Here is a 22,126-nt window from a genome sequence, read left to right as displayed (position 1 = left end):
AGGTGCTCGCGCAGCGCCGCGCCGGTGCACCCGCTGCGCTGAACCCGCGCCCCGCAGCGCCGGGACGAGCGGGTTCACGATGAAGCCGCGGGGCGCCTTGTGCGGCACGAAGCGGCCGAACTTCTCGGCCAGGACCGCGGGAAACCCACGTGGCCGCCGGCGCGCGCCGGTCCGGATGGATGACCGTCTCGCGCAGCGAGCAGCCGCCGGCGTCCGCGGCCTCGCGCCAATGGCGGATCGCGACCCGGGCGTCGAAGACGCGGGCGGCCCTGAAAGCGCCGCTGGTGTCCTGCGGGCCCAGGCCGTCCTCGGGTAGCGGGCCGGTCGGGGCCGGCCCACTGAGGTCCGGATTCCACGGCAGGCCCGCCGCACCCGGTCGGGTCGGCCGCGGCGGTGTCCAGCACGTCGATCTCAGTGAACGTCCGGCGTCCCGGTGCCACGCGGACGGCATCGAGGGACTTCTACGCGCAAACCGTGGGCGCCGGGTCGAGGCGGCGCTGCGCGGCACACCTCGTCGGGAGGGTCGAGCACGTGGGCAGCACCGCGCTCCCCGGCCGGCCCGGAAGGCCGATCATCGCCGCCCGCCCGTCGATCTCCCCCCGGTGTCCAGGTCGAGGTCGAGCGCGGCGACCGCGTCGTCGATCCGGCCCGCGGATCCGGCGCCGGCCAGCGGGGCGGTCACGACCGGCTCGCAGCGCGGCCACGCCGGGGCCATCCGGGCGGGGCGCACCCCGCGGTCCCGCGCGATCCGGCCGGCCTCGTCGGCGTTGGCGCGGTGGCCGGGGTACGGAGCAGCCGCTCACTGGCCGGGGCATCCGGTTCCCAGCCGGCGGAACCGGCATCACCGCGGGAGCCGCGGCGCAGCACGAGATCGTGTCGGCGCACCAGGCCCGGCGCCGGTGCGAGCGTGCCCGGGCAGGTACCGGCTGAGCTGGAACAGCGCGAAGGCCGACGGGCGACTTCACCGCCTAGGGCCGGGGGCGCAGGCCGAGGTGCTCGCGCAGGGTCGTGCCGGTGTACTCGGTGCGGTACACCCCGCGCTCCTGCAGCGCGGGCACGAGCAGGTTCACGATGTCGTCCAGCCCGTGCGGGATCAGGTGCGGCGAGATGTTGAACCCGTCCAGCGCCCCGTGCCGGACGAAGTGCGCGAACTTGTCGGCGAGGGCCTGCGGGGTGCCGACGTGGCCGCGGGCGCGCTGACCCAGGTGGATGACGGTCTCGCGCAGCGACCAGCCGTTGGCGTCCGCCGCCTCGCGCCACTGGCGGATCACGGCCTGGGCGTCGGCGATACGGGCCGCGCCGAACGCGCCGCTGGTGTCCTGGGGCCGGGGATCGTCCTTGGGCAGGGGGCCGTCGGGGTCGTACCCGCGCAGGTCCAGGTTCCACAGCAGCCCGGCCTGGGCCAGGGCCGTGGCGGGGGTGATCTGCTCCCGCCGGACCCACGCCGCCTTCTCCTGCGCCTCTGTCTCCGTCTCGCCGACGACGATCGAGGAGCCCGGCAGGATGCGCAGGTCGTCCTCGGGGCGGCCGGCGGCCCGCAACCGGGCGCGGATGTCGTCGGCGAACGCGAGGGCGTCGTCGAAGTCGCCGCCGTGGGCGGAGAAGATGACGTCGGCGTTGCGGGCGGCGAAGTCGCGGCCCTCGCTGGAGTCGCCGGCCTGGAAGATGACCGGGTGGCCCTGGCGGCTGCGGGGCAGGCTCGGCGTCACGTCGATGGTGAACTGCTCGCTGCGGATGCGCACCGGGTCGGGCCAGCCGTCCCAGATGGCCCGGGCGGCGCTGAGGAACTGCTCGGCGCGCTTGTACCGGTCGGCGTGGTCGAGGTATCCGCCGCGGCGGAAGTTCTCGCCCGTCCACGCGTTGTCGGTGGTGACCACGTTCCACCCGGCCCGGCCGTCGCTGAGCAGGTCGAGGCCGGACAGGCGGCGGGCCAGGTCGGCGGGCTCGTTGAACGTGGTGTTGGTCGTCGACACCAGGCCGATGCGCTCGGTGACGGCGGCGAGCGCCGACAGCTGGGTGATCGCGTCGGGCCGCCCGGCCACGTCGAGGTCGTGGATACGCCCGTCGACCTCGCGCAGCCGCAGCCCCTCGCCGAGGAAGAACGCGTCGAAGAGGCCGCGCTCGGCGGTCCGGGCGACGCGCTGATATGACTCCGGGGAGATCTGCGACCCGCTGGCGGGGTCCGACCAGATCGTCCAGTAGTTCACGCCCTGGAAGAACACGCCGAAGTGCACCTGCGCGTGCGGGCGGGGCACGTCGGCGGGGTCGGTGCGGGTCATGCGACGCCTCCCGGGATCGCGAAGCGGTTCTGCGGGCGCGGCAGGCCGAGCGTCTGGCGCAGCGCGACGCCGGGCAGCGGCCGCGTGGCGAGCCGCTCCTTGACCAGTGCCGGAACGACGAGCTGCGACAGCACGGCGAGATCCTCGTCCAGCGCCAGCGGGTGCAGCCGCACGCCGTCGACCCATGGGTCCAGTTCCCGCAGCAGTCGCACGAGTCCTTCGGCGCTTCCGGTGTACCGCAGGTGCTCCGCCGAGGCCCAAGGTGCGCTGCGGACCCGGTCGGCGCCGTCGGCCTCGGCGGTGTCCAGCGCGACCTCGACCTCGGCGAAGGTCCGCGGCGTGGCGGTGGCGCCGGCGGCTCGGCGTACGGCATCCAGATCCGCCCCGCCGACCAGGGCGACGTCGACCTCGTCGTCGGGCACGAGCCCGGGCCGGGCGAGGACGACGAGCTGGCCCTGCGGCGGGCGGGGCACGATCGCCGGGCCCTTCACCGTGTACGCGGCGCCGGCGAAGTCCACGTAGTGCAGCCGGTCCCGGTCGAGGTAGCGGCCGGTCGCCACGTCGCGGATGACGGCGTCGTCCTCCCACGAGTCCCACAGGGCGCGCACCACGCGTACGGCATCCAGGGCCTCCTGCCGGGGATCCGCTTGTGGTCGCCCCCAGGCGGCGGCCGCCTCGGGCTGCGGGCTGGCGGCGACGACCCAGCCGGCCCGCCCGGCGGCGATATGGTCGACGGAGGCGAGCTGGGAGGAGACGTGGAACGGCTCGGTGTAGGTGGTGGACACCACCGGCGCCACCGAGAGCACGGTGGTCGAGGCGGCGATGAACGCCGCCCGCTCGACGGCGCCGATCCGGCCGGGCCGCAGCAGGTCGTCCTCGATGGTGACGAGCGCGAACCCGGCCCGTTCGGCGACCTCGGCGACGTGCCGGACCCGCCGCGGCGCGTGGGCGCCGCCGCCGTCGACCTCGACGGCAAGCACAAGAGACATGACGCGAACCTTCCGCCGCGCGGGGTTGTCCGCAAAACCTATCGCCTAAGTAGCAATTAGTCCATCCTTCGTGACGATCGCGACGCCCCGGTTGACAGGACCGGCCCCGGCAGGCTGCACTCGCAGGCATGGCACTGCTGTGGACCCGGGACCACATCGACTTCGGTCGCGTGTGGTCCGCTTCCTGTCCGGCCTGACGCACGACCCCGTCTCCCCCACCCCACGACCCGAGGACTCGTGATGTCAGTGCCGAAGACCCGCAAGCGTCCCTCCACAGTGCACAGTCACCGCTACGACACGGCGTACGTCGTCGTCGCCCTCCCGATCACCGGCGCCCGGCCGGACGACCTGGCGCCGCCGGTGGTGTACCGGACCCGGCGCCCCTGATGCCCGGCCGGCCGGCCGAGCGCCAGGACCCCATCAAGGTGGTCTCGTACGACGACCGCTGGCCCGTCAGCTTCGCCCGCGAACAGGTCCGGGTCGAGGCGGCGCTGGCGCACTACCTCGTCGGCCGGGTCGAGCACGTGGGCAGCACCGCGATCCCCGGTCTGCCCGCCAAGCCGATCATCGACATGCTCGCCCGCATCGGCGACTACGACGGCTCCGCCGGGATCGCGGCGGAGCTCGCCCGCATCCGCTGGGTGCACGCGCCCGAGCCGGGCGACCCCGAGCGCCGCAAGTGGTCGTTCTGCTTCCCGAGCGTCACCTGGCGGACCCATCACCTGCACGTATGGGAGGCCGCGTCCCCCAACCCGGGGCAGCTGCTGCGGTTCCGCGACCACCTGCGGGCCAACCCCGGCGTGGCCGCCGAGTACGCCCGCCTGAAGTCGGCGCTGGCCGCGGCGGACGACGGCGACCGCCCTCGGTACCGCGCCGGCAAGGCCCCCTTCATCGAGGACGTCCTTCGTGCGGCGCAAGGGAGCCCAGCCGGTCCTTCGTGAGCGCCCACAGCCGCGCCGCCGCGCCGGGGTCGAAGTCCGGGCCGTCGACGGCGATGCGCCGGCCCTCGACGAGGGCGGTCAGCGGCTCGGCCGGCGGCGCGTCGATCGCCGCGAGGATCGGCGGCACCGCGGCGGCCGCCGGCTTCGCGGTGCGCCGCATGGTCTCGACGTGGGCGAGCGTCTCGGCGTCGTAGGTGCCGCAGAAGCCGGTCGCGGTCACGCCGGGGTGCACGAGGACGTAGGCGATGCCGGCGTAGCGCTGGGCGAACGCGACGCCGAGCAGGTCGTTGAGCTTGCCGCCCTGGCCCAGCGCCGCGCCGCCGTGGTAGTCGCGGCGCAGCTCGAGGTCGCGCCACCGCACGACGTCCAGCGGGGCACCGGGGCCCGCCACGTTGACCACGACCGGGTCCGGCGCGCGGGCCAGCGCCGGGGCGAGGCCGTGCCCGAGCAGGTACCGGCTCAGGTAGAACAGCGCGAAGTTCTCCTCGACGCCCTCGGCCGTCTCCGTCCGTGCGCTGCGGTATCGCCGCGCGCACAGCACGAGGGCGTCGACCGCGCCGGCCTCGGCCATGACCGCGGTCCCGGCCCGGTTCGCCTCGGTCACGAGGCTGAGGTCGGCCGCGACGAACCGGGCCCGGTCCCCCGCGCCGGTCGCGGCGGCCCGCTCGAGCCAGGCCCGGCCCTTGCGCGGATCGCGGGCGATCGCCACGACCCGGTCGCCCCGGCGCAGCAGCGTGTCGGCGAGCGCCCGGCCGATGCCGTCCGTCCCGCCGGTGATCACGACCGTCCTCACGCGCTCACCGGCATGACCTCGGGGGGGCGGGCCGTAGCGCGCGACGACACCCCAGGGTGCGGCGAGCAGGTCGTGGCGCAGCGACGCGGGTGCCAGCACCTCGGCGTCCGGGCCGAAGGCGAGCAGCCGGCGCCGGGCGGCATCGAGGGAGTCGAACGGCAGCACGAGGATCTGGCGGCCCTCGGCGTCGGGCTCGCCTGCGACCGGGCGGCCGGGGTGCCCGAGCATCAGCTGGACTGCAGGGACTGAGGGTGGAAGATGCCGGTGCCCGCGCTCAGGCCGCCGTCGCTGACGAGGACCTCGCCGGTGATGTACGAGGCCGCCGGGGACGCCAGGAACCAGATGACCTCCGCCTGCTCCCGCGGGTCCGCCCAGCGGCCCAGCGGGATGCGCCGGGTCAGCTCGGCGGCCCGCTCGGCGGCCTCGTGCACCGCGGCCGTGCGGGCGGTGAGGGTGAGGCCGGGGGCGATCGCGTTGATCCGGATTCCCTGGTACCCGTAGTCGAGCGCCGCCGAGCGCACGAGGTTCACGGCCGCGGCCTTGGTGGTGTTGTACGCCCACGTGTAGGGATCCCCGCGCAGCCCGGCCACGGAGGCGGTCACCACGATCGCGCCCCCGCCGGCCGCGCGCAGGGCGGGGACCGCCACCCGGATGCCGAGGGCGGCGCCGCGGACGTTGACGGCGTGCATCGCGTCGAGCGCCGCGATCGCGCCGTCGTCCTCCAGCGGCGGCGCCCCGCCGATGCCGGCGTTGAGCACGGCGGCGTCGAGGCGGCCGAAGCGCTCCACCGCCAGCTGCACCATCCTGCGGTTGGTCCGCTCCTGGGCGACATCGCCGAGCAGCGGCACGACACCATCCACTTCGGACAGCTCGGCGAGGCGCCGCGGGTCGGTGTCGACCGCGACGACACCATACCCGCGCTCGGCGAACAGCTCCGCGGCCGCGCGGCCGATGCCGCTGCCGGCGGCGGTCACCACCGCGGCCCCGCGTGGTCCGGACACCCGGCCTCCCGCCCCCAGCGCAACTCGCATCACATTTTCCCCATCGGAATAGTAGGTTACTATAGCGTCTCCCTCATCCCGGAGAAATGTGATGTCTGAGCTCATTGACGAGCCGCAGCTGCCCGCCCGCCGGCCCCGCCGCCGGCCCTGGATCGCCGCCGCCGCGGCCGTGGTGGTCGTCGCGGCCGTCGTCGTCTTCGTGGTCACCCGCCCCGACGACGACAAGGGCGGCGCACAGACCGTGCGCATCGGCGTCACCGACGCGTCGCAGCCCTACTGGAAGACCTACGCGGACCTGGCCAGGCAGCGGTTGAACGTGACCGTGACGCTCGTCAACTTCAACGACTACAGCCAGCCGAACCCGGCACTGAAGGAGAAGCAGCTGGAGCTCAACGAGTTCCAGCACATCCAGTATCTGGCCAACTACAACGTCACGGCGCACGACGACCTGCAGCCGATCGGCGCGACGGCCGTCTACCCGCTTCCGTTGTACTCGCTGAGCGCCACCTCCCCGGCCGCGCTCCCCGCCGGGGCGAAGGTCGCCATCCCCAACGACGCCATCAATCAGGCTCGCGGCCTGCTGGTGCTGCAGGCGGCCGGCCTGGTGACGCTCAAGAACGGCGGCACCGCCTTCTCCAGCACGTCGGACATCAGCTCGAAGAAGGTCGACGTGGTGACGCTGGACGCGTCTCAGACCGCGGGTGCGCTCAAGAGCGGCTCGGTCGCCGCGGCGATCGTGAACAACAACTACGCCACCAGCGCCGGCCTGCCCCGCTCGGCCGCCATCTTCCAGGACGACCCGGCCGGCGCGAGCGCGGCGCCGTACGTCAACATCTTCGTCGCGCGCGCGGCGGACAAGGACAACCCGACGTACCGCAAGCTGGCCGAGCTCTACCACGACCCCGCGGTGGAGCAGGGCGTGCAGCAGTCCAACGGCGGCACCGCGGTCTTCCGCCAGGTGGCCCCGGGCGAGCTGCAGTCGCTGCTCAAGACGGTGCAGGACCAGGCCACCGCGGCCGGCAAGTAGCAGTGGCGGCACCGCACGTCCGCCTCAGCCGGGTCACCAAGACCTTCCCGCGCGGGCCGAAGGCGCTCGACGACGTGAGCCTCGAGGTCGCACGCGGGGAGGTGTACGGCATCATCGGGCAGTCCGGCGCCGGCAAGAGCACCCTGATCCGGACGGTCAACGGGCTGGAGACCCCGACTTCCGGCCGGGTGTTCGTCGGCGAGCACGAGGTCTCCGCGCTGCCCGAGCGGGACCGGCGCGGCGTGCGCCGGGACATCGGCATGATCTTCCAGCAGTTCAACCTGTTCCGGTCCCGCACGGTCGCCGGCAACGTCGCCTACCCCCTCAAGGTGGCCGGCGTCCCCCGCGCCGAGCGGGACCGGCGGGTCGCCCGGCTGCTGGACTTCGTGGGGCTGCTCGACCGCGCGCACGACCACCCCGAACGGCTCTCCGGCGGGCAGAAGCAGCGGGTCGGCATCGCCCGGGCGCTGGCCACCGAGCCGTCCCTGCTGCTGGCCGACGAGGCGACCAGCGCGCTCGACCCGCGGACCACGGCCGAGGTGCTGGCCCTGCTGCGCCGGGTCAACCGCGAGCTGGGCGTCACCATCGTGCTCATCACCCACGAGCTCGACGTGATCCGGGCCGTCGCCGACCGGGTCGCGGTCATGGAGGGCGGCCGGGTCGTGGAGAGCGGGAGCGTGTACGACGTGTTCGCGCACCCGAGCAGCCCCGCGGCCGCCGACTTCGTGCGCGGCGCCCTGCGCGACCGCCCGTCGCCGCAGACCCTGGCCCGGCTGCGCCACACGCACCCCGGCCGGCTCGTCACCGTCGCCATCCGCGACCGCGGCGGCATCCAGACCACCCTGGCCCGCACCTTCCTGGAGCACGGCGTGGTCGCCGACATCGTCTTCGGCGGCATCAGCGAGCTGCAGGAGCGCCCGGTCGGCAGCCTGACGTTCGCGCTGAGCGGCCCCGACGGCGCGGTCGACGCCGCACTGGCCGCGCTGCGCACCGACGGCGTCGAGGCGAGCGAGGAGGACGCCTGACGTGGACGAGTTCCTGACCAACCTGCCGGTCTTCCGGGAGGCGATCTGGCAGACGTTCTACATCGTCGTCATCTCGGTCGTGGTCGGCGGCCTGCTGGGCCTGGGGCTCGGGCTGGTGCTGTACGCGACCCGCCCCGGCAGCCTGCTGTCCAACCGCGCCGTGTTCATCGCGGTGAACGTGCTCGTCAACGTCGTACGACCGATCCCGTTCGTGATCTTCCTGACCGCCATCCAGCCGCTCATGCTGGTCACGATCGGCACCACCATCGGCACCGACGCGGTCACCTTCGCCCTGTCGCTGGCGGCCGCGTTCGCCGTGAGCCGCATCATCGAGCAGAACCTGCTCGCCGTCGAACCGGGTGTCATCGAGGCGGCCCGCGCCACCGGCGCCCGCCCGCTGAGCATCCTGCTCACCGTGGTCGTCCCGGAGGCGCTCGGCCCGGTGATCCTGGGCTACACGTTCATCTTCGTCGGCGTCGTGGACATGTCGGCTCAGGCGGGCCTGTTCGGCGGCGGCGGCCTGGGCGACTTCGCGGTCACGTACGGCTCGCAGCGCTACAACTGGCCGGTCGTGTACATCTCCGTGGCCACCATCATCGTCATCGTCCAGGCCGGCCAGTTCCTCGGCAACGCCCTGGCCCGCCGCGCCCTGCGCCGCTGATGGGGCCGCCCACGGCCAGGGCCCGGTGGCGCCCGCGCGGGGAGACGCGCGACCGCCACCGGGCCGGGCGCTCACGGGCGCGGCGTGGCCAACGCCTTCGACCAGGCCACGACCTGGTCCAGGGTGGCGCGCAGCGCGTCGAACTGGTGCGGGCCGGGCCGCGGCGTGGTGAAGTTCTCGAAGTCGGTGTAGCACGACAGCGCGACCTGCGAGCGGACCGTGGCCAGGTGCAGCTCCGCCGCGATCAGCCGCAGGTGCTCGACCGCCCGGGCGGTCGAGCACCACGCCGTAGCCGACGAAGCCGGCGATGACCTGCGACCACGCCTTGGTGTGCCCGTTGGCGTACTGCCCGCCGGAGGGCGGGACGGGCTCGTTGAGGTGCGGCAGCGGGTGGTCGACGAGCTCGAGCTCGGCGTCGGTGCGGCCGGACGCTGGCGACGATGATGGCGATCCTGGTCATGTTGATGTGACTCCTCACGGTGTTGGTAGGTCTCGACAGGCCGAGCGATCCGGTGGCAGCCTGGATTCCCGGTCGGGAAGAGGCACTATTTCCGCGTCAGGCACCTCGAGGTGCGTCTTGGAAGGGAGCAGCGGTGACGACTCCGAGCTCGGAAACGACGTTGTCCACATGCCGGGACGACGATCTGCGGCAGCTGCTGCGCGGCCTGCTGACCACGATCGGCGACAAGTGGACGCTTGCCGTCGTCGCCGCCCTCGTCGACGGGGAGCAGCGGTTCACCGTGATCCAGCGGCGGGTCGCGGGCATCTCGCACCGCATGCTCACCAAGACGCTGCGCGACCTGGAGCGTGACGGGCTCGTCGCGCGCAGCGTGCACGCGGAGGTGCCGCCGCGGGTGGAATACGCGCTGACCCCGCTCGGGCGCACACTGCTCGAGCCGGTCGACGGCCTCGCCCGGTGGGTGGAAGAGCACGGCCACACCGTGCTGCGCCGCCGCGCCACGCACATGTGACGGCCGCATCCAGCTCATCCAGCAGGACCCGCCGGGCTCGTTCGGCCTGCGGTTCACCGCAGGGCAAGTGGTCGGCGAGGCCCTGCCGGCGCTCTGCGATCCCGCCACCCGGCGCCGCCGGGTCGCCGAGCTGCTGGAGACGGTGGGGCTGCCGGCCTCGCCGGCCGAGCGCCGCCCGGCCGAGATGTCCGGCGGGCAACGGCAGCGGGTCGCGATCGCCCAGGCCCTCGCTCCCGGGCCGGAGCTGCCGGTGCGCGACGAGCCGGTGTCGGCTCCGGACGTGTAGATCCTCGAGCTGCTCGCCCGGCTACCGGCCGACCACGGCGTTCATCTCCCACGACCTGGCCGCGATCCGGCACCTCAGCGACGAGGTCCTGGTGATGCGGGACGGCGAGGTCGTCGAGCGCGGCCCGGCGGACGACGTTCTCGAACACCCGAGCCACCCGTACACCCGCCGCCGTGCCGGCCCGCGTTCTGAACGGCACTCGTGAATGTAAATCTCCCTTATTCAGATAGGAAGGATAGTTTAATCCGCGATCCGTAGCGTCGGCTCATGCCCCGAACCTCACCGCCCGTCGCGGGCGTCGCGGCGCTCGCCGCGCTGCTGACCCTGGCCGCCTGCACCACGGACACCTCCGGCGCCGACCCGTCGGCCGCCGGCGGCAAGAGCATCACGATCGGCACCACCGACCAGGTCTCCAGCATCGACCCGGCGGGCTCCTGGGACGCGGGCTCCGGCACCGTCGAGACCGAGGTGTACGCGACCCTGCTCAGCGCCCCCAACGGCGCCACCGACGCCAAGCCCGACCTCGCCGCCTCGATCGCGCTGAGCGCGCCCACGAAGTACACCGTGCGCCTGAAACCCGGGCTCAAGTTCGCCAACGGCCACGACCTGACCGCCTCGGACGTCAAGTTCAGCTTCGACCGGCAGCTGAGGATCGCCGACAAGAACGGGCCCTCGTCGCTGCTGTACAACCTCGAGTCGGTCGCCGCGCCCGCCCCGGACACCGTCGAGTTCACGCTCAAGTCGGCCAACGACAGCCTCTTCCCGCAGGTGCTCACGACCGCCGCCGGCCTCGTCGTCGACGAGCAGGTGTTCCCGGCCGACAAGATCCTCGACGACGACGCCGTGGTCGCCGCCAAGCCGTGGTCCGGCCCGTACGTCATCGACAGCTACACCAAGAACTCCGTCGTGTCCTTCAGCGTCAACCCGGCCTACGGCGGCAGCCTCGGCGCCCCGCGGAACACCGGCGTCGTGCTGAAGTACTACACGGCCGCGAGCAACCTCAAGCTCGACATCCAGCAGGGCAACATCGACGTCGCCTACCGTACCCTGACCATCCCCGACCTGCAGGACCTCGGCACCCGGCCCGAGGTCGTGGTGCACACCGGCTCCGGCAACGGCATCCGCTTCATCGTGTTCAACCTCAAGACCCAGCCCTACGGCTCGGCCACCCCGCAGGCCGACCCGGCCAAGGCGCTCGCCGTGCGCCAGGCCGTCGCCTCGCTGATCGACCGCGGACAGCTCGCCGAACAGGTCTACAAGGGCACGCTCCAGCCGCTGTACTCCTCCGTGCCGCAGGGCATCACCGGCGCCACGGAGTCGCTCAAGGCCCTGTACGGCGACAAGAACGGCGGGCCGGACAAGACCGCGGCCGCCGGGCTGCTCGGCGCCGCCGGCGTCACGACACCGGTGAGCCTCAACCTGCAGTACAACACCGACCACTACGGCTCCTCGTCGGAGGACGAGTACGCGCTCATCAAGACCCAGCTGGAGGCGAGCGGGCTGTTCAAGGTCACCCTGCAGTCGACCGAGTGGGCACAGTACGGCAAGCAGCGCGTCGCCGACCAGTACCCCGCCTACCAGCTCGGCTGGTACGCCGACTACCTCGACGCCGACAACTACGTCGGCTCGTTCTTCGCCGCCGGCAACTGGGTCAACAACGGCTACGACGACCCGGCCGTGCGGGAGCTCATCAAGCAGGAGCAGACCGAGGCCGACCCGGCCAGGCGCACCGCGGTGCTCAAGCAGATCCAGGACGGCGTGGCCAAGGCCGTGCCGATCGTGCCGCTGTTGCAGGGCTCCACCGCGATCGTCACCCGCGCCACGATCGACGGCGTGCCGCCAAAACTCGACAGCGCGTACCAGTTCCGCTGGGCCGAGCTCGCGAAGCGCTGAGCGGCGGCCACCCGTGCCCGGCCTGGCCCGCTACCTGCTGGTGCGCTTCGCGCTCATCTTCCCGACCGTCTTCGCCCTGGTGACCGCGGTGTTCTTCCTCATGCGGCTCACCGGGGACCCGGTCAGCAACGCCTTCGGCGACCGGTTGCCGCCCGCCCAGCTGCAGCAGCGGCTGCACCAGGCGGGCTACGACCGGCCGCTGCTGGTGCAGTACCTGGAGTACCTCAAGGGCGTGGCCACCGGCGACCTGGGCCGCACGGCGACCGACAACCGCTCCATCGGCGACCTGCTCGGCAGCTACGGCACGGCCACGCTGGAGCTGGCCGCATACGCGCTGCTGATCGCGATCCTCGTCGGGCTGCCGCTGGGCCGGCTCGCCGCCTACTACCGCGACCGCGCGCCGGACGTCGCCCTGCGGGTGTTCGCGATCCTCGCCTACGCCACCCCGGTGTTCTTCGTCGGGCTGCTGCTGAAGCTGGTCTTCTCCGTGTGGCTGGGCTGGTTCCCGGTCGCCGGGCGGGCCGGCACCGACGTGCAGCTGGAGCTCGCCCAGCGCTCCAGCGTGACCGGCATCTACCTCGTCGACGCGCTGCGCAGCGGCGACGGCGGCGCGGTGCTCGACGTGCTGCACCACGCCGTCCTGCCCGCCGTCGCCCTGGGCCTGCTCGTCGCCGGCGTCTTCCTGCGGCTCGTGCGGGCCAACGTCGTCGCCACGCTCGCCACCGGGTACGTCACCGCCGCCCGCTCCCGCGGTGTCCCCGAGCGCCGCCTGCGCAACCGGCACGCCACCCGCCCGGCGCTGGTACCGGTCATCACCGTCCTGGGCCTGCAGATCGCCGGGCTGCTCGGCGGCGCGGTGCTGACGGAGACGACGTTCGAGTGGAAGGGGCTGGGCTTCGAGCTCGCGCACTACCTGACCGCCCGGGACTTCGTCGCCGTGCAGGCGCTCGTCGCCGTCTTCGCCGTCGTCGTCGCGGTGACGAACTTCCTCGTCGACGCGGTGGCGGCCCTCATCGACCCGAGAGTGCGGTACTGATGGGGGCGCAGCGCGCGATGATGCTGGCCGGTGGCGGGCTCGCCGGCGGGTTCGTCCTGGCCGCACTGCTGGCACCGGTCCTCGCGCCGCACGGCTTCGCCCAGCTGCAGGACGGCGGGGTGCTGTTCGGCGCTCAGCGCCACCCCGGCGGCGGCCACCTCCTCGGGACCACGGTCACCGGCTACGACGTGCTCTCGCGGACCGTGTGGGGCGCCCGGACGGCGCTGCTGGTCATCCTCGCGGCGGTCACGCTGCCCCTCGTCGGCGGCGTCCTGCTCGGCCTCGTCGCCGGCTACGTCGGCGGCCGGCTCGACCGGCTGCTGGCCGGGGCGGCCGACGCCGTCTACGCCTTCCCGTCCCTGCTGCTGGCCATCCTCGTCGCGATCGTGGTCAGCCACGGCCGCTCCAGCCTCGCCGGGGGCCTGGCCGCGGCCGCGGTGTCGGTCACGGTCGTGTTCGTGCCGCAGTACCTGCGGGTCGTGCGGGCCGAGGTGGTCCGGGTCAAGGGCGAGGCGTTCGTCGACGCGGCCCGGGTCATCGGGGCCGGCCACGGCCGCATCATGCTCCGCCACGTTCTGCGCAACTCCCTGCGCAGCCTGCCGGTGCTCGTCACCGTCAACGCCTCGGAGGCGATCCTCACCCTGGCCGGGCTGGGCTTCCTGGGCTTCGGCGTCGAGCCGAACTCGGCCGCCGAGTGGGGCTACGACCTGAACAAGTCGGTGCCGGACGTGACCGCCGGGATCTGGTGGACCGCCGTGCCGCCCGGCGTCGCGATCGTGCTCACGGTCCTCGGCCTCACGCTGATCGGCGAGAGCCTCAACGACCTGACCGACCCCCGGCTGCGGCGCCTGGTCCGGGTCGATCGCCGCGCAGCACCATCGAGCCAGACCAGGCGGAGGCGGTCGCCATGAGCGAGGCACTGGTGCGCATCGAGGGCCTGCGGGTCCGTTTCGCGGTGGGCCGCGGCCACGTGACCGCGGTCGACGGGCTCGACCTGGCGGTCGGCGCCGGCGAGATCGTCGCGCTGGTCGGCGAGAGCGGCAGCGGCAAGACCGCCACCGCGAACGCCGTCCTCGGCCTGCTCCCCCGCACCGCCACGGTCACCGGCAGCGTCGAGCTCGGCGGCACCCAGGTCGTCGGCGCCGACGCGCGGACCCTGCGCCGGCTGCGCGGGGCCGCTGCCGCCATGGTGTTCCAGGAGCCGTCGACGGCCCTCAACCCGGTGTATCCGGTCGGCTGGCAGATCGCCGAGGGGCTGCGCGCGCACGGCGTCGGCGGGCGGGCGGCCCGGCGCGCCCGCGCGGTCGAGCTCCTCGATGCGGTCGGCATCCCCGAGCCGCACCGGCGCGTGGCGCACTACCCGCACCAGTTCTCCGGCGGCCAGCGGCAGCGGGTCGTCATCGCGGCGGCCCTCGCCCTCAACGCCCGGCTCATCGTGGCCGACGAGCCGACGAGCGCGCTCGACGCGACGGTACAGGCGGAGATCCTGGACCTGCTGCGGCGCTGCCGCGACGACTTCGGCACCGGCATCCTGCTGATCACCCACGACATGGGCGTCGTGGCGGCCGTCGCCGACCGGGTGGCGGTCATGCGCCGGGGGCGGATCGTCGAGTCGGCCCCGGCCGGCGCCCTGTTCACCGAGCCCGCCCACGACTACACGCGGGAACTGCTGGCCGCGATCCCGGCGCCCGGCGCGGCGGCGGCCCGGACCGGCCCGGCGGCCGGCGGCGAACCGGTTGTCGTGGCCGAGGGGCTGGCGGTGCAGTACCCACGGCAGCTCGGGCGGGGCGGCGCCCGCGCCGTCGACGGGGTGGACCTGCGAATCGTGGCCGGCGAGGTGCTCGGCCTGGTCGGGGAGAGCGGGTCCGGCAAGACCACCATCGCGCGGGCCGTCGCCGGGCTCGTCCCCGTCACCGCCGGCACCCTGGACGTGCGGGCGCCGGCCGGGCGGGTCGGGTACGTCTTCCAGGACCCCGCCACCAGCTTCAACCCGTTGCTGACCATCGGCGCGAGCATCGCCGAGCCGCTGCGGGTGCACCGCCGGGACCTCGACCGCACCGCGGTCCGCGCCCGGGTCGGCGAGCTGCTGGAGCTCGTCGAGCTGCCCGCCGGGCACGCCGGGCGGTATCCCCACGAGCTCAGCGGCGGCCAGCGCCAGCGCGCCGGCCTCGCCCGCGCCCTCGCGCTGGAGCCGCGGCTGCTCATCGCCGACGAACCGACCTCGGCCCTGGACGTCTCCGTCCAGGCCAGAATCCTGGAGCTGCTCATGCGCCTGCACCGCGAACTCGGCTTCGCCGCCCTGTTCATCAGCCACGACCTCGCCGTCGTGGAGACCGTCGCCGACCGGGTCATGGTCCTGCATCACGGCCGCGCCGTCGAGACCGGCGAGACCCATCAGGTCTTCCACGACCCGCGGCATCCGTACACCCGCCGGCTGGTCGCCGCCGCGCAGCCCCGGACGGCGGCCCGATGAACGCCGCCGCTCTCGTCGAACGGGTGCTCGCCGCGATGCCGGTCATCGACGGGCACAACGACCTGCCGACCGCACTGCGGGCCCGGACCGGCTACGGCGTCGACGGCCTGCGAGACGGCCGCCCGGAGCTGCACACCGACATCCCCCGCCTGCGCGCCGGCGGTGTCGGCGGGCAGTTCTGGTCGGTGTACGTGCCGTCGAACCTGCCCGAACCGGACGCCGTGGTCGCCACCCTGGAGCAGATCGACGCCGTGTACCGCCTCGCCGCCGCCTACCCCGAGACGTTCGCGATCGCGCGCACCGCCGCCGAGGTCAGGCGCGCCATCCAGAGCGGACAGATAGCGTCGCTGATCGGCGTCGAGGGCGGCCACAGCCTGGCCCGCTCGCTGGGTGTGCTGCGTTCCTACGCCCGCCTCGGCGTGCGGTACGTGACGCTGACCCACAACGACAACACCGCCTGGGCCGACTCGGCCACGGACGAGCCTACCGTCGGCGGCCTGAGCGACGAGGGCCGCGCAATCGTCGCCGAGCTCAACCGCCTCGGGATCCTGGTCGACCTGTCCCACGTGGCCGCGACCACCCAGCGCGCCGCGCTCGAGGCGTCGAACGCCCCGGTCATCTTCAGCCACTCCTCGGCCCGCGCGGTCAACGACCACCCGCGCAACGTCGCCGACGCGGAGCTGCACCTGCTCAAGGCCAACGGCGGCGTTGTCCAGATCACCTTCGTGCCGGCCTTCGTCTCCGCCGACGTCGCCACCTGGACCGCCGCGGCCGGCGCCGAACGCCGGCGCCTGGGCCTGCCGGCCGAGCCGTGGACCTGGCCCCGGGCGCCCCGCCCCGGCGAGCCGTCGTCCTCCCTGGCCGCGGAGCAGGCGGCCGCTTCGTACCCGCTCGACGCGCGCTTCGCCCGGTGGCTGGCCGCGAATCCGCGCCCGGAGGTGACCCTGGCCCAGGTCGCCGACCACGTCGAACACGCCCGCGACGTCGCCGGGATCGACCACATCGGCCTGGGCGGCGACTACGACGGCGTGGACCGGCAGCCGGCCGAGCTGTCGGACGTCTCCGGCTACCCGCGCCTGCTCGCCGAACTGGCAGCCCGCGGCTGGAGCGCCGCCGACCTGGAGGCACTGACGGGCCGCAACATCCTGCGCGTCCTGCGCGACGCGGAGGACGCGGCCGAGAACCCGCTCTGGCCGGCGCTGTGATGCGCGCGGGCGCCCGCTGGAACGAGACCCAGCTGACCGTCGGCAGCGACCGGCAGTACGTCGACGTCGGCTGGACGAGGTGACGCCATGGCCGTGGAGCATGAGCGGCATATGGCCGTCCGGGCCGGTTGGGCGCGGGGGTTGCGGGTCGGGATCGGCCTGGCCGCCGGGGCCTTCCTGCTCGCCGTGGGCTTCGGCGCGTTCGCGGTGACCCACGGCTGGCCCCCGCTGCTGGCCATCGTGACCTCCGCCGTCGTGTTCTCCGGGTCGGCCCAGTTCGCGCTCGTGACCGCGCTGGCCGGCGGCGGGCTCGGCCCGGCGCTCACCAGCGCGGCGCTGATGAACCTGCGCTTCGTGCCGATGGCCGCGGCCACCGCCCGCTTCCTGCCGGGCGGGCCGCTGCGCCGGGCCGCGCAGGGTCAGGCCGTCGTCGACGGCTCGTGGGTCGCCGCCCAGCGCCCGGGCGGCGGCCTGGACCGGCACCTGATGTTCGGCGCGACCCTGGTGCAGTGGCCGGCCTGGATCCTCGGCACCGCCCTCGGCGCGCTGCTCGTGCCGGGCGGCGAGGCGCTCTGGATCACGGGCCTGGACGTCATCTTCCCGGGCTTCTTCGGCCTGCTGCTCTACGACTCGCTGCGGGCCCGTCCCCGGCTGGCGCCGGCCGGCCTGGCGGCGGCCGTGATCGCCGCCACCTGCCGGTTCCTGCCGCCCGGGATCGCGCTGACGCTCGCGGCGGTCGCCGCGGCCCTCGCCCTGCACCCGTCGGCCCGGACCGAGGAGCGGCCGTGACCACCCTGATCATCGCCACGGTCGCCCTCGCCGGCATCAACGCCCTGTTCAAGGCCATCGGCCCGGCGATGCTCGGCGGCCGGGCGTTCCCGCCTCGGCTGCAGACCGTGGCCGACGCCCTGCCGGTGGTCCTGCTCGCCGCCCTGCTGACGGTCGATCTGCTCGGGCCGGGCTGGCGGGGGTTCGACTGGACCGTGCTGCCGGGGCTGGGTGTCGCCATCGCCCTGCGGGCACTGCGCCGCTCGCACCTGACGTGCATCGCGGCGGCCATCGCCGGCACCGCCGCGCTGCGCGTCCTGCTGCACGCCCTCGGCTGAGGGCCTGCCGGCCTCAGGTGTTCTCGCGGGGCAGGCCCGGCGGGTTGACCAGGGCCTGCGGGATGGCCTCGTTCGACAGCCCCCAGCGCCCGAGCACCTCGGTGTACTTGCCGTCCTTGATGACCGCGTTCAGCGCCGCCGCCACCGGTTCGACCAGACCGCTGCCCTTCACCGTCATCGCCGCGATCCGCCCGTCGATGCTGGCGCCGCCGGAGTACGTGCCCGCGATCCGGGTCTCACCGGCGACCGCCACGTGGTAGGCGACCGTCGGATTCGGGCCGAAGTGGGCGTCGGTGCGGCCCGAGCGCAGCGCCAGCTGGTAGTCGGAGGACTCGAAGTACGAGATGTTGACGGGCTTGCGGCCGGCCTTCCTGTTCTCCTCGTCCCAGGCCAGCAGGATCTTCTCCTGGTTGGTGCCGGAGGCCACCGACACGTTGAGGCCGGCGATGTCGGCCGGGCCCGTGATCTTGGTGATCTTGCCGTCCTTGCGGACCTCCCAGGCCAGCTGGTCGACGCGGTACGTCGCGAAGTCGTAGAGGTCCTTGCGCTCCTCGGTCACGGTGATGTTGGAGAAGCCGAGGTGGTACTTGCCGGAGCGCACCGACAGGAACAGGTTCTCCCAGGACGTGTTCTCCAGCACCAGCTTCAGGCCGAGCACGTCGGCGACGAGCTGGGCGATGTCGGGCTCGGACCCGATGAGCGTGCGGTCGTCGGTGGCCAGGAACTCAAGCGGCGGAGCGCCGTCCGGGTTCACGCCCACGACGAGCTCACCCTTGTCGCGGATGGCGGCGGGCACCTGGGCGGCGATGGCGTCGATCTTCTCGGCCCGGACGCGATGCTGCTGCGGGCTCAGGTTCACCAGGAGCGGGCCGGCCGATGGGGTCGAGCCGCCGGCAGCGATGTCGCTGGGGGTGCCGCACGCGGCGAGCAACAGCAGGGCCAGCACGGCCGGGGCGAGGCGCGGGAAGCGGGGCAAGGCTCCTCCAAATGCTTACAGCACCCGGCCCAGGAAGGCGCGGGTGCGCTCGTGGCGGGGGTGGTCGAGCACCGCGGACGGCGGGCCCTGCTCGACGATGCGGCCGGCGTCCATGAAGACCACGGTGTCGGCGACCTCGCGGGCGAAGCCGATCTCGTGGGTGACGACGATCATCGTCGTGCCGCCGCGGGCGAGGTCACGCATGACGTCGAGGACCTCGCCGACGAGCTCCGGGTCGAGGGCGGAGGTCGGCTCGTCGAAGAGCACGACCTTCGGGCGCAGGGCGAGGGCCCGGGCGATGGCGACGCGCTGCTGCTGGCCGCCGGAGAGCTGCCGAGGGTACACCTGCGCCTTCTCCAGCAGCCCGACGCGCCGCAACAGCGCCTCGGCCTCGGCGTGGGCCTGCGCCCGGGGCCGCCGTTGCGCCGAGATCGGCGCCTCGGCGATGTTCTCCAGCGCGGTGAGGTGCGGGAACAGGTTGAAGTTCTGGAACACGAACCCGATCCGGGTCCGCTGCTTGAGGATCTGCCGCTCCTTGAGCTCGTGCAGCCGATTTCCGGCCCGGCGGTAGCCCATGAGCTGCCCGTCGACGCTGACGTAGCCGCGGTCGACCCGTTCCAGGTGGTTGATGCTGCGCAGCAGGGTCGACTTGCCCGAGCCGGAGGGGCCGAGCACGACCGTGACCTCGCCGGTACGGACCCGCAGGTCGATGCCGCGCAGCACGTGCAGCGCGCCGAAGCTCTTGTGCACGCCACGGACGTCGACCATCACCGCGCTCATCGGCGCCGTCCGGCGCTTCGGGCCGCGACGGCGGCGCGCAGGCGCTGCAGCGGCGTCGGCGGGAGCACGCGGGTGCTGCCCCGGGCGTAGTACCGCTCGACGTAGAACTGCGCGATCGACAGGATCGACGTGATGATCATGTACCAGATGGTCGCCACGAGCAGCAGCGCGATCACCCGGCCGTTGCGGTTGTAGATGACCTGAACCTGGTAGAAGAGCTCGGGCAGGGCCATGATGTACACCACCGAGGTCCCTTTGACCAGCCCGACGATCTCATTGGCGGCGGTCGGGACGATGGCGCGCATCGCCTGCGGCAGCACGATCCGGCGGACCTGGCGCCACCGCGGGATCCCCAGCGCGGATGCGGCCTCCAGCTGGCCCTGGTCGACCGAGAGCACGCCGGCCCGCACGATCTCGGCCGCGTAGGCGCCCTGGTGCAGCGCGAGGCCGAGGCTCGCGGCGGTCAGCGGCCCGATCAGGTCCATGGTGGCGACCTCGGCGAACGCCGGGCCGAACGGGATGCCGAAGGACAGCGTGCGGTACAGGATCGCGAGGTTGTACCAGAACAGCAGCTGCAGGATCAGCGGGACGGACCGGAAGATCCACACGTAGGTCCAGGCGACCGAGGTCAGCAGCGGCACCCGGGACAGCCGCATGAGCGCGAGCACGGTGCCGATGGCGAAGCCGAACCCGATGCCGAGCGCGGTGAGCTTCAGCGTCAGCCAGACGGCGCGCAGGATGGTCTCGTAGAACAGGTACTCCCCGACGACCTTCCAGTCCCACGCCGGGTTGGTGACGAGGGCGTGCCCGGCCATGGCGAGCAGCACCGCGACGACGGCGGTGGCGATCCACCGCCACGGGTAGCGGGCCGGGACGACCTTGAGGTCCCCGGGGTCGTCGAGGCGCTTCTCGAACGCCAGGTCGTCCTGCGGCGGGTCGGCCGGATCGAAGAGCGGGCGGTAGCCGGCGCGCTGGTAGAGCGCGATCGCCTCCGGCTGCCGCGGCCCGGTGGTCAGGTAGATCCGCCGGTACCCGCGCCGGGCCGCCTCGGCCTCCAGCTCGCGCAGCACCGCGGAGGCGAGCCCGGTTCGCCGCAGCGGCCGGTGTGTCCACACCCGCTTGAGCTCTGCGGTGTCGGCGTCGTAGCGGCGGAACGCCCCGCCGGCCACGGCCCGCCCGTCGTCGAGCACGAGCAGGAATGCCCCGTCGGGGCCGGCGAACTCGTCGGGCGAATGCCGCCGCATCTCCTCGTTGGGCCCGTATCGAGTGTGGTATTCCTCGTCGAGCTCGTGCAACAGCGGCTCGGCCAGCGGGTCGAGCGGCGTGCTGTATCGAATCGCGAGGCCGCGGTCGGCCAGCACGTCGACCATACCGTTTCCTATTCTTGTTATCAACCATCGAGTGAGTAGGAGTTACCCCAAATTTGGACCATCTGAAAAATGCGAATAGATCCGTCAGGCGCTTTTCACGATCATGCCGGCGCCGACCGTGCGGTTGGTGCTCTCGTCGATGATGATGAACCCGCCGGTGGTGCGGTTGCGGCGGTACTCGTCGGCGAGCAGCGGCACGGTGGTGCGCAGCTTGACGCGGCCGATCTCGTTCAGTGCGAGATCGGCGGCAGACTCGTCGCGGTGCAGGGTGTTGACGTCGAGGCGGTACTGCAGTCCCCGGATCTCGGTGCGGACCGAGCGGGTGGTGTGCTTGATCGCATACTTCCCGCCGACCGTCAGCGGCCGGGTCTCGTCCATCCAGCAGACCATCGCCTCGAGGTCCTGGGCCACGACCGGGGCGTTGTGCGGCCGGCAGATCAGGTCGCCGCGGGCGATGTCGATCTCGTCGGCGAGCCGGATGGTCACCGACATCGGCGGATACGCCTCGGCGAGCACCCCGTCCGCCGTCTCGATATGCGTGACGGTCGTGGTGAGGCCGGACGGCAGCACCATGACCTCGTCGCCGGCTTTGATCACGCCGCCGGCGAGCTGGCCGGCGTAGCGGCCGGGCTCGATGACGTACTGCACCGGGAACCGCACGTCGAGCAGGTTGCGGTCGGAGGCGATGTGGACGTGCTCGAGATGGTGCAGCAGGGACGGCCCCTCGTACCACGACATGTTCTCACTGCGGGTGACCAGGTTGTCGCCGTGCAGCGCCGAGATCGGGATCACCGTCAGGTCGGGCGCCTCGAGCTTCGCGGCGAACGACGTGAACTCGTCCGCGATGCGCTCGAACACCTCCTGGCTGTAGTCGACCAGGTCCATCTTGTTCACGCACAGCACCAGGTGCGGCACCCGCAGCAGCGAGCACAGGAACGCATGCCGCCGGGACTGCTCGACCAGGCCCTTACGGGCGTCGACCAGGATCAGGGCCAGATCAGCGGTCGAGGCGCCGGTCACCATGTTCCGGGTGTACTGAATGTGCCCGGGTGTATCCGCGATGATGAACTTACGCCGGGGCGTGGCGAAGTAGCGATACGCCACATCGATCGTGATCCCCTGCTCCCGCTCGGCCCGCAAGCCGTCGGTCAGCAACGCCAGGTTCGTGTACTCGTCACCACGCGAACGCGAGGTCGCCTCCACCGCCTCCAACTGGTCGGTGAAGATCGCCTTCGAGTCGTACAGCAGCCGCCCGATCAGCGTCGACTTGCCGTCGTCGACCGACCCGGCGGTGGCGAACCGCAACAGATCCAT

At 73.0% G+C, this 22,126-nt stretch carries 22 protein-coding genes; 14 read left to right on the top strand and 8 right to left on the bottom strand.

Going from position 1 to position 22,126, the window contains the following annotated elements; genetic code table 11:
- Positions 1–968 precede the first annotated feature (968 nt).
- A complete protein-coding gene (locus ACQPY0_RS28070; protein ID WP_432994408.1) occupies positions 969–2,279 on the bottom strand; it encodes an LLM class flavin-dependent oxidoreductase in 1,311 nt (436 codons plus the stop codon).
- Positions 2,276–3,268, bottom strand: coding sequence for an LLM class flavin-dependent oxidoreductase (locus ACQPY0_RS28065; protein WP_432994406.1), 993 nt, complete (start codon positions 3,266–3,268; stop codon positions 2,276–2,278). Before ACQPY0_RS28065 ends, ACQPY0_RS28070 begins: the two co-directional genes overlap by 4 nt.
- Before the next feature lie 240 nt (positions 3,269–3,508).
- Here ACQPY0_RS28065 and ACQPY0_RS28060 point away from each other — a divergent pair, with 240 nt between their 5' ends.
- Together ACQPY0_RS28060 and ACQPY0_RS28055 are read left to right on the top strand one after the other, a co-directional pair.
- A complete protein-coding gene (locus ACQPY0_RS28060) occupies positions 3,509–3,655 on the top strand; it encodes a hypothetical protein (RefSeq protein WP_432994404.1) in 147 nt (48 codons plus the stop codon).
- On the top strand, positions 3,655–4,209 hold the full coding sequence (locus tag ACQPY0_RS28055) for a GrpB family protein (RefSeq protein ID WP_432994402.1): 555 nt from the start codon (positions 3,655–3,657) through the stop codon (positions 4,207–4,209). The genes ACQPY0_RS28060 and ACQPY0_RS28055 overlap by 1 nt, the downstream gene beginning before the upstream one ends.
- Here the strand turns inward: ACQPY0_RS28055 and ACQPY0_RS28050 are convergent.
- Both ACQPY0_RS28050 and ACQPY0_RS28045 read right to left on the bottom strand, forming a co-directional pair.
- Positions 4,157–5,230 (bottom strand): SDR family NAD(P)-dependent oxidoreductase, encoded by a 1,074-nt coding sequence (locus ACQPY0_RS28050; protein ID WP_432994400.1) that lies wholly within the window; start codon positions 5,228–5,230, stop codon positions 4,157–4,159. The genes ACQPY0_RS28055 and ACQPY0_RS28050 overlap by 53 nt on opposite strands.
- Complete coding sequence (locus ACQPY0_RS28045) at positions 5,230–6,003, bottom strand: SDR family NAD(P)-dependent oxidoreductase (RefSeq protein ID WP_432994398.1); 774 nt, start codon at positions 6,001–6,003, stop codon at positions 5,230–5,232. The genes ACQPY0_RS28050 and ACQPY0_RS28045 overlap by 1 nt, the downstream gene beginning before the upstream one ends.
- Positions 6,004–6,094: 91 nt before the next feature.
- Between ACQPY0_RS28045 and ACQPY0_RS28040 the strand changes: the two genes are divergently transcribed.
- The 12 genes from ACQPY0_RS28040 (at position 6,095) to ACQPY0_RS27985 (ending at position 17,686) form a co-directional block, all read left to right on the top strand.
- Positions 6,095–7,030: a MetQ/NlpA family ABC transporter substrate-binding protein gene (locus tag ACQPY0_RS28040; RefSeq protein ID WP_432994396.1), complete on the top strand. Its 936-nt coding sequence runs from the start codon at positions 6,095–6,097 to the stop codon at positions 7,028–7,030.
- Between the two features lie 2 nt (positions 7,031–7,032).
- Positions 7,033–8,055: a methionine ABC transporter ATP-binding protein gene (locus ACQPY0_RS28035; protein ID WP_432994394.1), complete on the top strand. Its 1,023-nt coding sequence runs from the start codon at positions 7,033–7,035 to the stop codon at positions 8,053–8,055.
- A 1-nt stretch (position 8,056) separates the two neighbouring features.
- Entirely contained in the window at positions 8,057–8,716 is a 660-nt protein-coding gene (locus ACQPY0_RS28030) for a methionine ABC transporter permease (protein WP_432994392.1), read from the top strand.
- A gap of 593 nt (positions 8,717–9,309) precedes the next feature.
- On the top strand, positions 9,310–9,687 hold the full coding sequence (locus tag ACQPY0_RS28025; RefSeq protein WP_432994390.1) for a winged helix-turn-helix transcriptional regulator: 378 nt from the start codon (positions 9,310–9,312) through the stop codon (positions 9,685–9,687).
- 7 nt (positions 9,688–9,694) lie between these two features.
- On the top strand, positions 9,695–9,973 hold the full coding sequence (locus ACQPY0_RS28020) for an ATP-binding cassette domain-containing protein (RefSeq protein ID WP_432995417.1): 279 nt from the start codon (positions 9,695–9,697) through the stop codon (positions 9,971–9,973).
- 267 nt (positions 9,974–10,240) lie between these two features.
- Complete coding sequence (locus tag ACQPY0_RS28015; RefSeq protein ID WP_432994388.1) at positions 10,241–11,866, top strand: ABC transporter substrate-binding protein; 1,626 nt, start codon at positions 10,241–10,243, stop codon at positions 11,864–11,866.
- A 13-nt stretch (positions 11,867–11,879) separates the two neighbouring features.
- Positions 11,880–12,902, top strand: coding sequence for an ABC transporter permease (locus ACQPY0_RS28010; RefSeq protein WP_432994386.1), 1,023 nt, complete (start codon positions 11,880–11,882; stop codon positions 12,900–12,902).
- Positions 12,902–13,813 (top strand): ABC transporter permease, encoded by a 912-nt coding sequence (locus ACQPY0_RS28005; protein ID WP_432994384.1) that lies wholly within the window; start codon positions 12,902–12,904, stop codon positions 13,811–13,813. The genes ACQPY0_RS28010 and ACQPY0_RS28005 overlap by 1 nt, the downstream gene beginning before the upstream one ends.
- Positions 13,810–15,375, top strand: a complete 1,566-nt coding sequence (locus ACQPY0_RS28000) for a dipeptide ABC transporter ATP-binding protein (protein WP_432994382.1) — start codon at positions 13,810–13,812, stop codon at positions 15,373–15,375. The genes ACQPY0_RS28005 and ACQPY0_RS28000 overlap by 4 nt, the downstream gene beginning before the upstream one ends.
- Complete coding sequence (locus ACQPY0_RS27995) at positions 15,372–16,580, top strand: dipeptidase (RefSeq protein ID WP_432994380.1); 1,209 nt, start codon at positions 15,372–15,374, stop codon at positions 16,578–16,580. The genes ACQPY0_RS28000 and ACQPY0_RS27995 overlap by 4 nt, the downstream gene beginning before the upstream one ends.
- An 87-nt stretch (positions 16,581–16,667) precedes the next feature.
- Positions 16,668–17,369: an AzlC family ABC transporter permease gene (locus ACQPY0_RS27990; RefSeq protein WP_432994378.1), complete on the top strand. Its 702-nt coding sequence runs from the start codon at positions 16,668–16,670 to the stop codon at positions 17,367–17,369.
- Positions 17,366–17,686 (top strand): AzlD domain-containing protein, encoded by a 321-nt coding sequence (locus tag ACQPY0_RS27985; protein ID WP_432994376.1) that lies wholly within the window; start codon positions 17,366–17,368, stop codon positions 17,684–17,686. Before ACQPY0_RS27990 ends, ACQPY0_RS27985 begins: the two co-directional genes overlap by 4 nt.
- Before the next feature lie 13 nt (positions 17,687–17,699).
- Here ACQPY0_RS27985 and ACQPY0_RS27980 read toward each other — a convergent pair whose 3' ends face one another.
- The 4 genes from ACQPY0_RS27980 to ACQPY0_RS27965 form a co-directional block, all read right to left on the bottom strand.
- Positions 17,700–18,662: an ABC transporter substrate-binding protein gene (locus ACQPY0_RS27980; RefSeq protein ID WP_432994374.1), complete on the bottom strand. Its 963-nt coding sequence runs from the start codon at positions 18,660–18,662 to the stop codon at positions 17,700–17,702.
- Between the two features lie 15 nt (positions 18,663–18,677).
- The gene (locus tag ACQPY0_RS27975) at positions 18,678–19,442 is read right to left on the bottom strand and encodes an amino acid ABC transporter ATP-binding protein (RefSeq protein ID WP_432994372.1); all 765 of its coding nucleotides are present in this window, start codon (positions 19,440–19,442) and stop codon (positions 18,678–18,680) included.
- The gene (locus ACQPY0_RS27970; protein ID WP_432994370.1) at positions 19,439–20,812 is read right to left on the bottom strand and encodes a GNAT family N-acetyltransferase; all 1,374 of its coding nucleotides are present in this window, start codon (positions 20,810–20,812) and stop codon (positions 19,439–19,441) included. The genes ACQPY0_RS27975 and ACQPY0_RS27970 overlap by 4 nt, the downstream gene beginning before the upstream one ends.
- 84 nt (positions 20,813–20,896) lie before the next feature.
- Entirely contained in the window at positions 20,897–22,126 is a 1,230-nt protein-coding gene (locus ACQPY0_RS27965; RefSeq protein ID WP_432994368.1) for a sulfate adenylyltransferase subunit 1, read from the bottom strand.

The organism is Dactylosporangium sp. CA-233914 (assembly GCF_050942935.1).
Taxonomy (GTDB): Bacteria; Actinomycetota; Actinomycetes; order Mycobacteriales; family Micromonosporaceae; genus Dactylosporangium.
The sequence above is the reverse complement of the archived record's forward strand: the minus strand, read 5'-3'. Positions and strand labels throughout refer to the sequence as shown.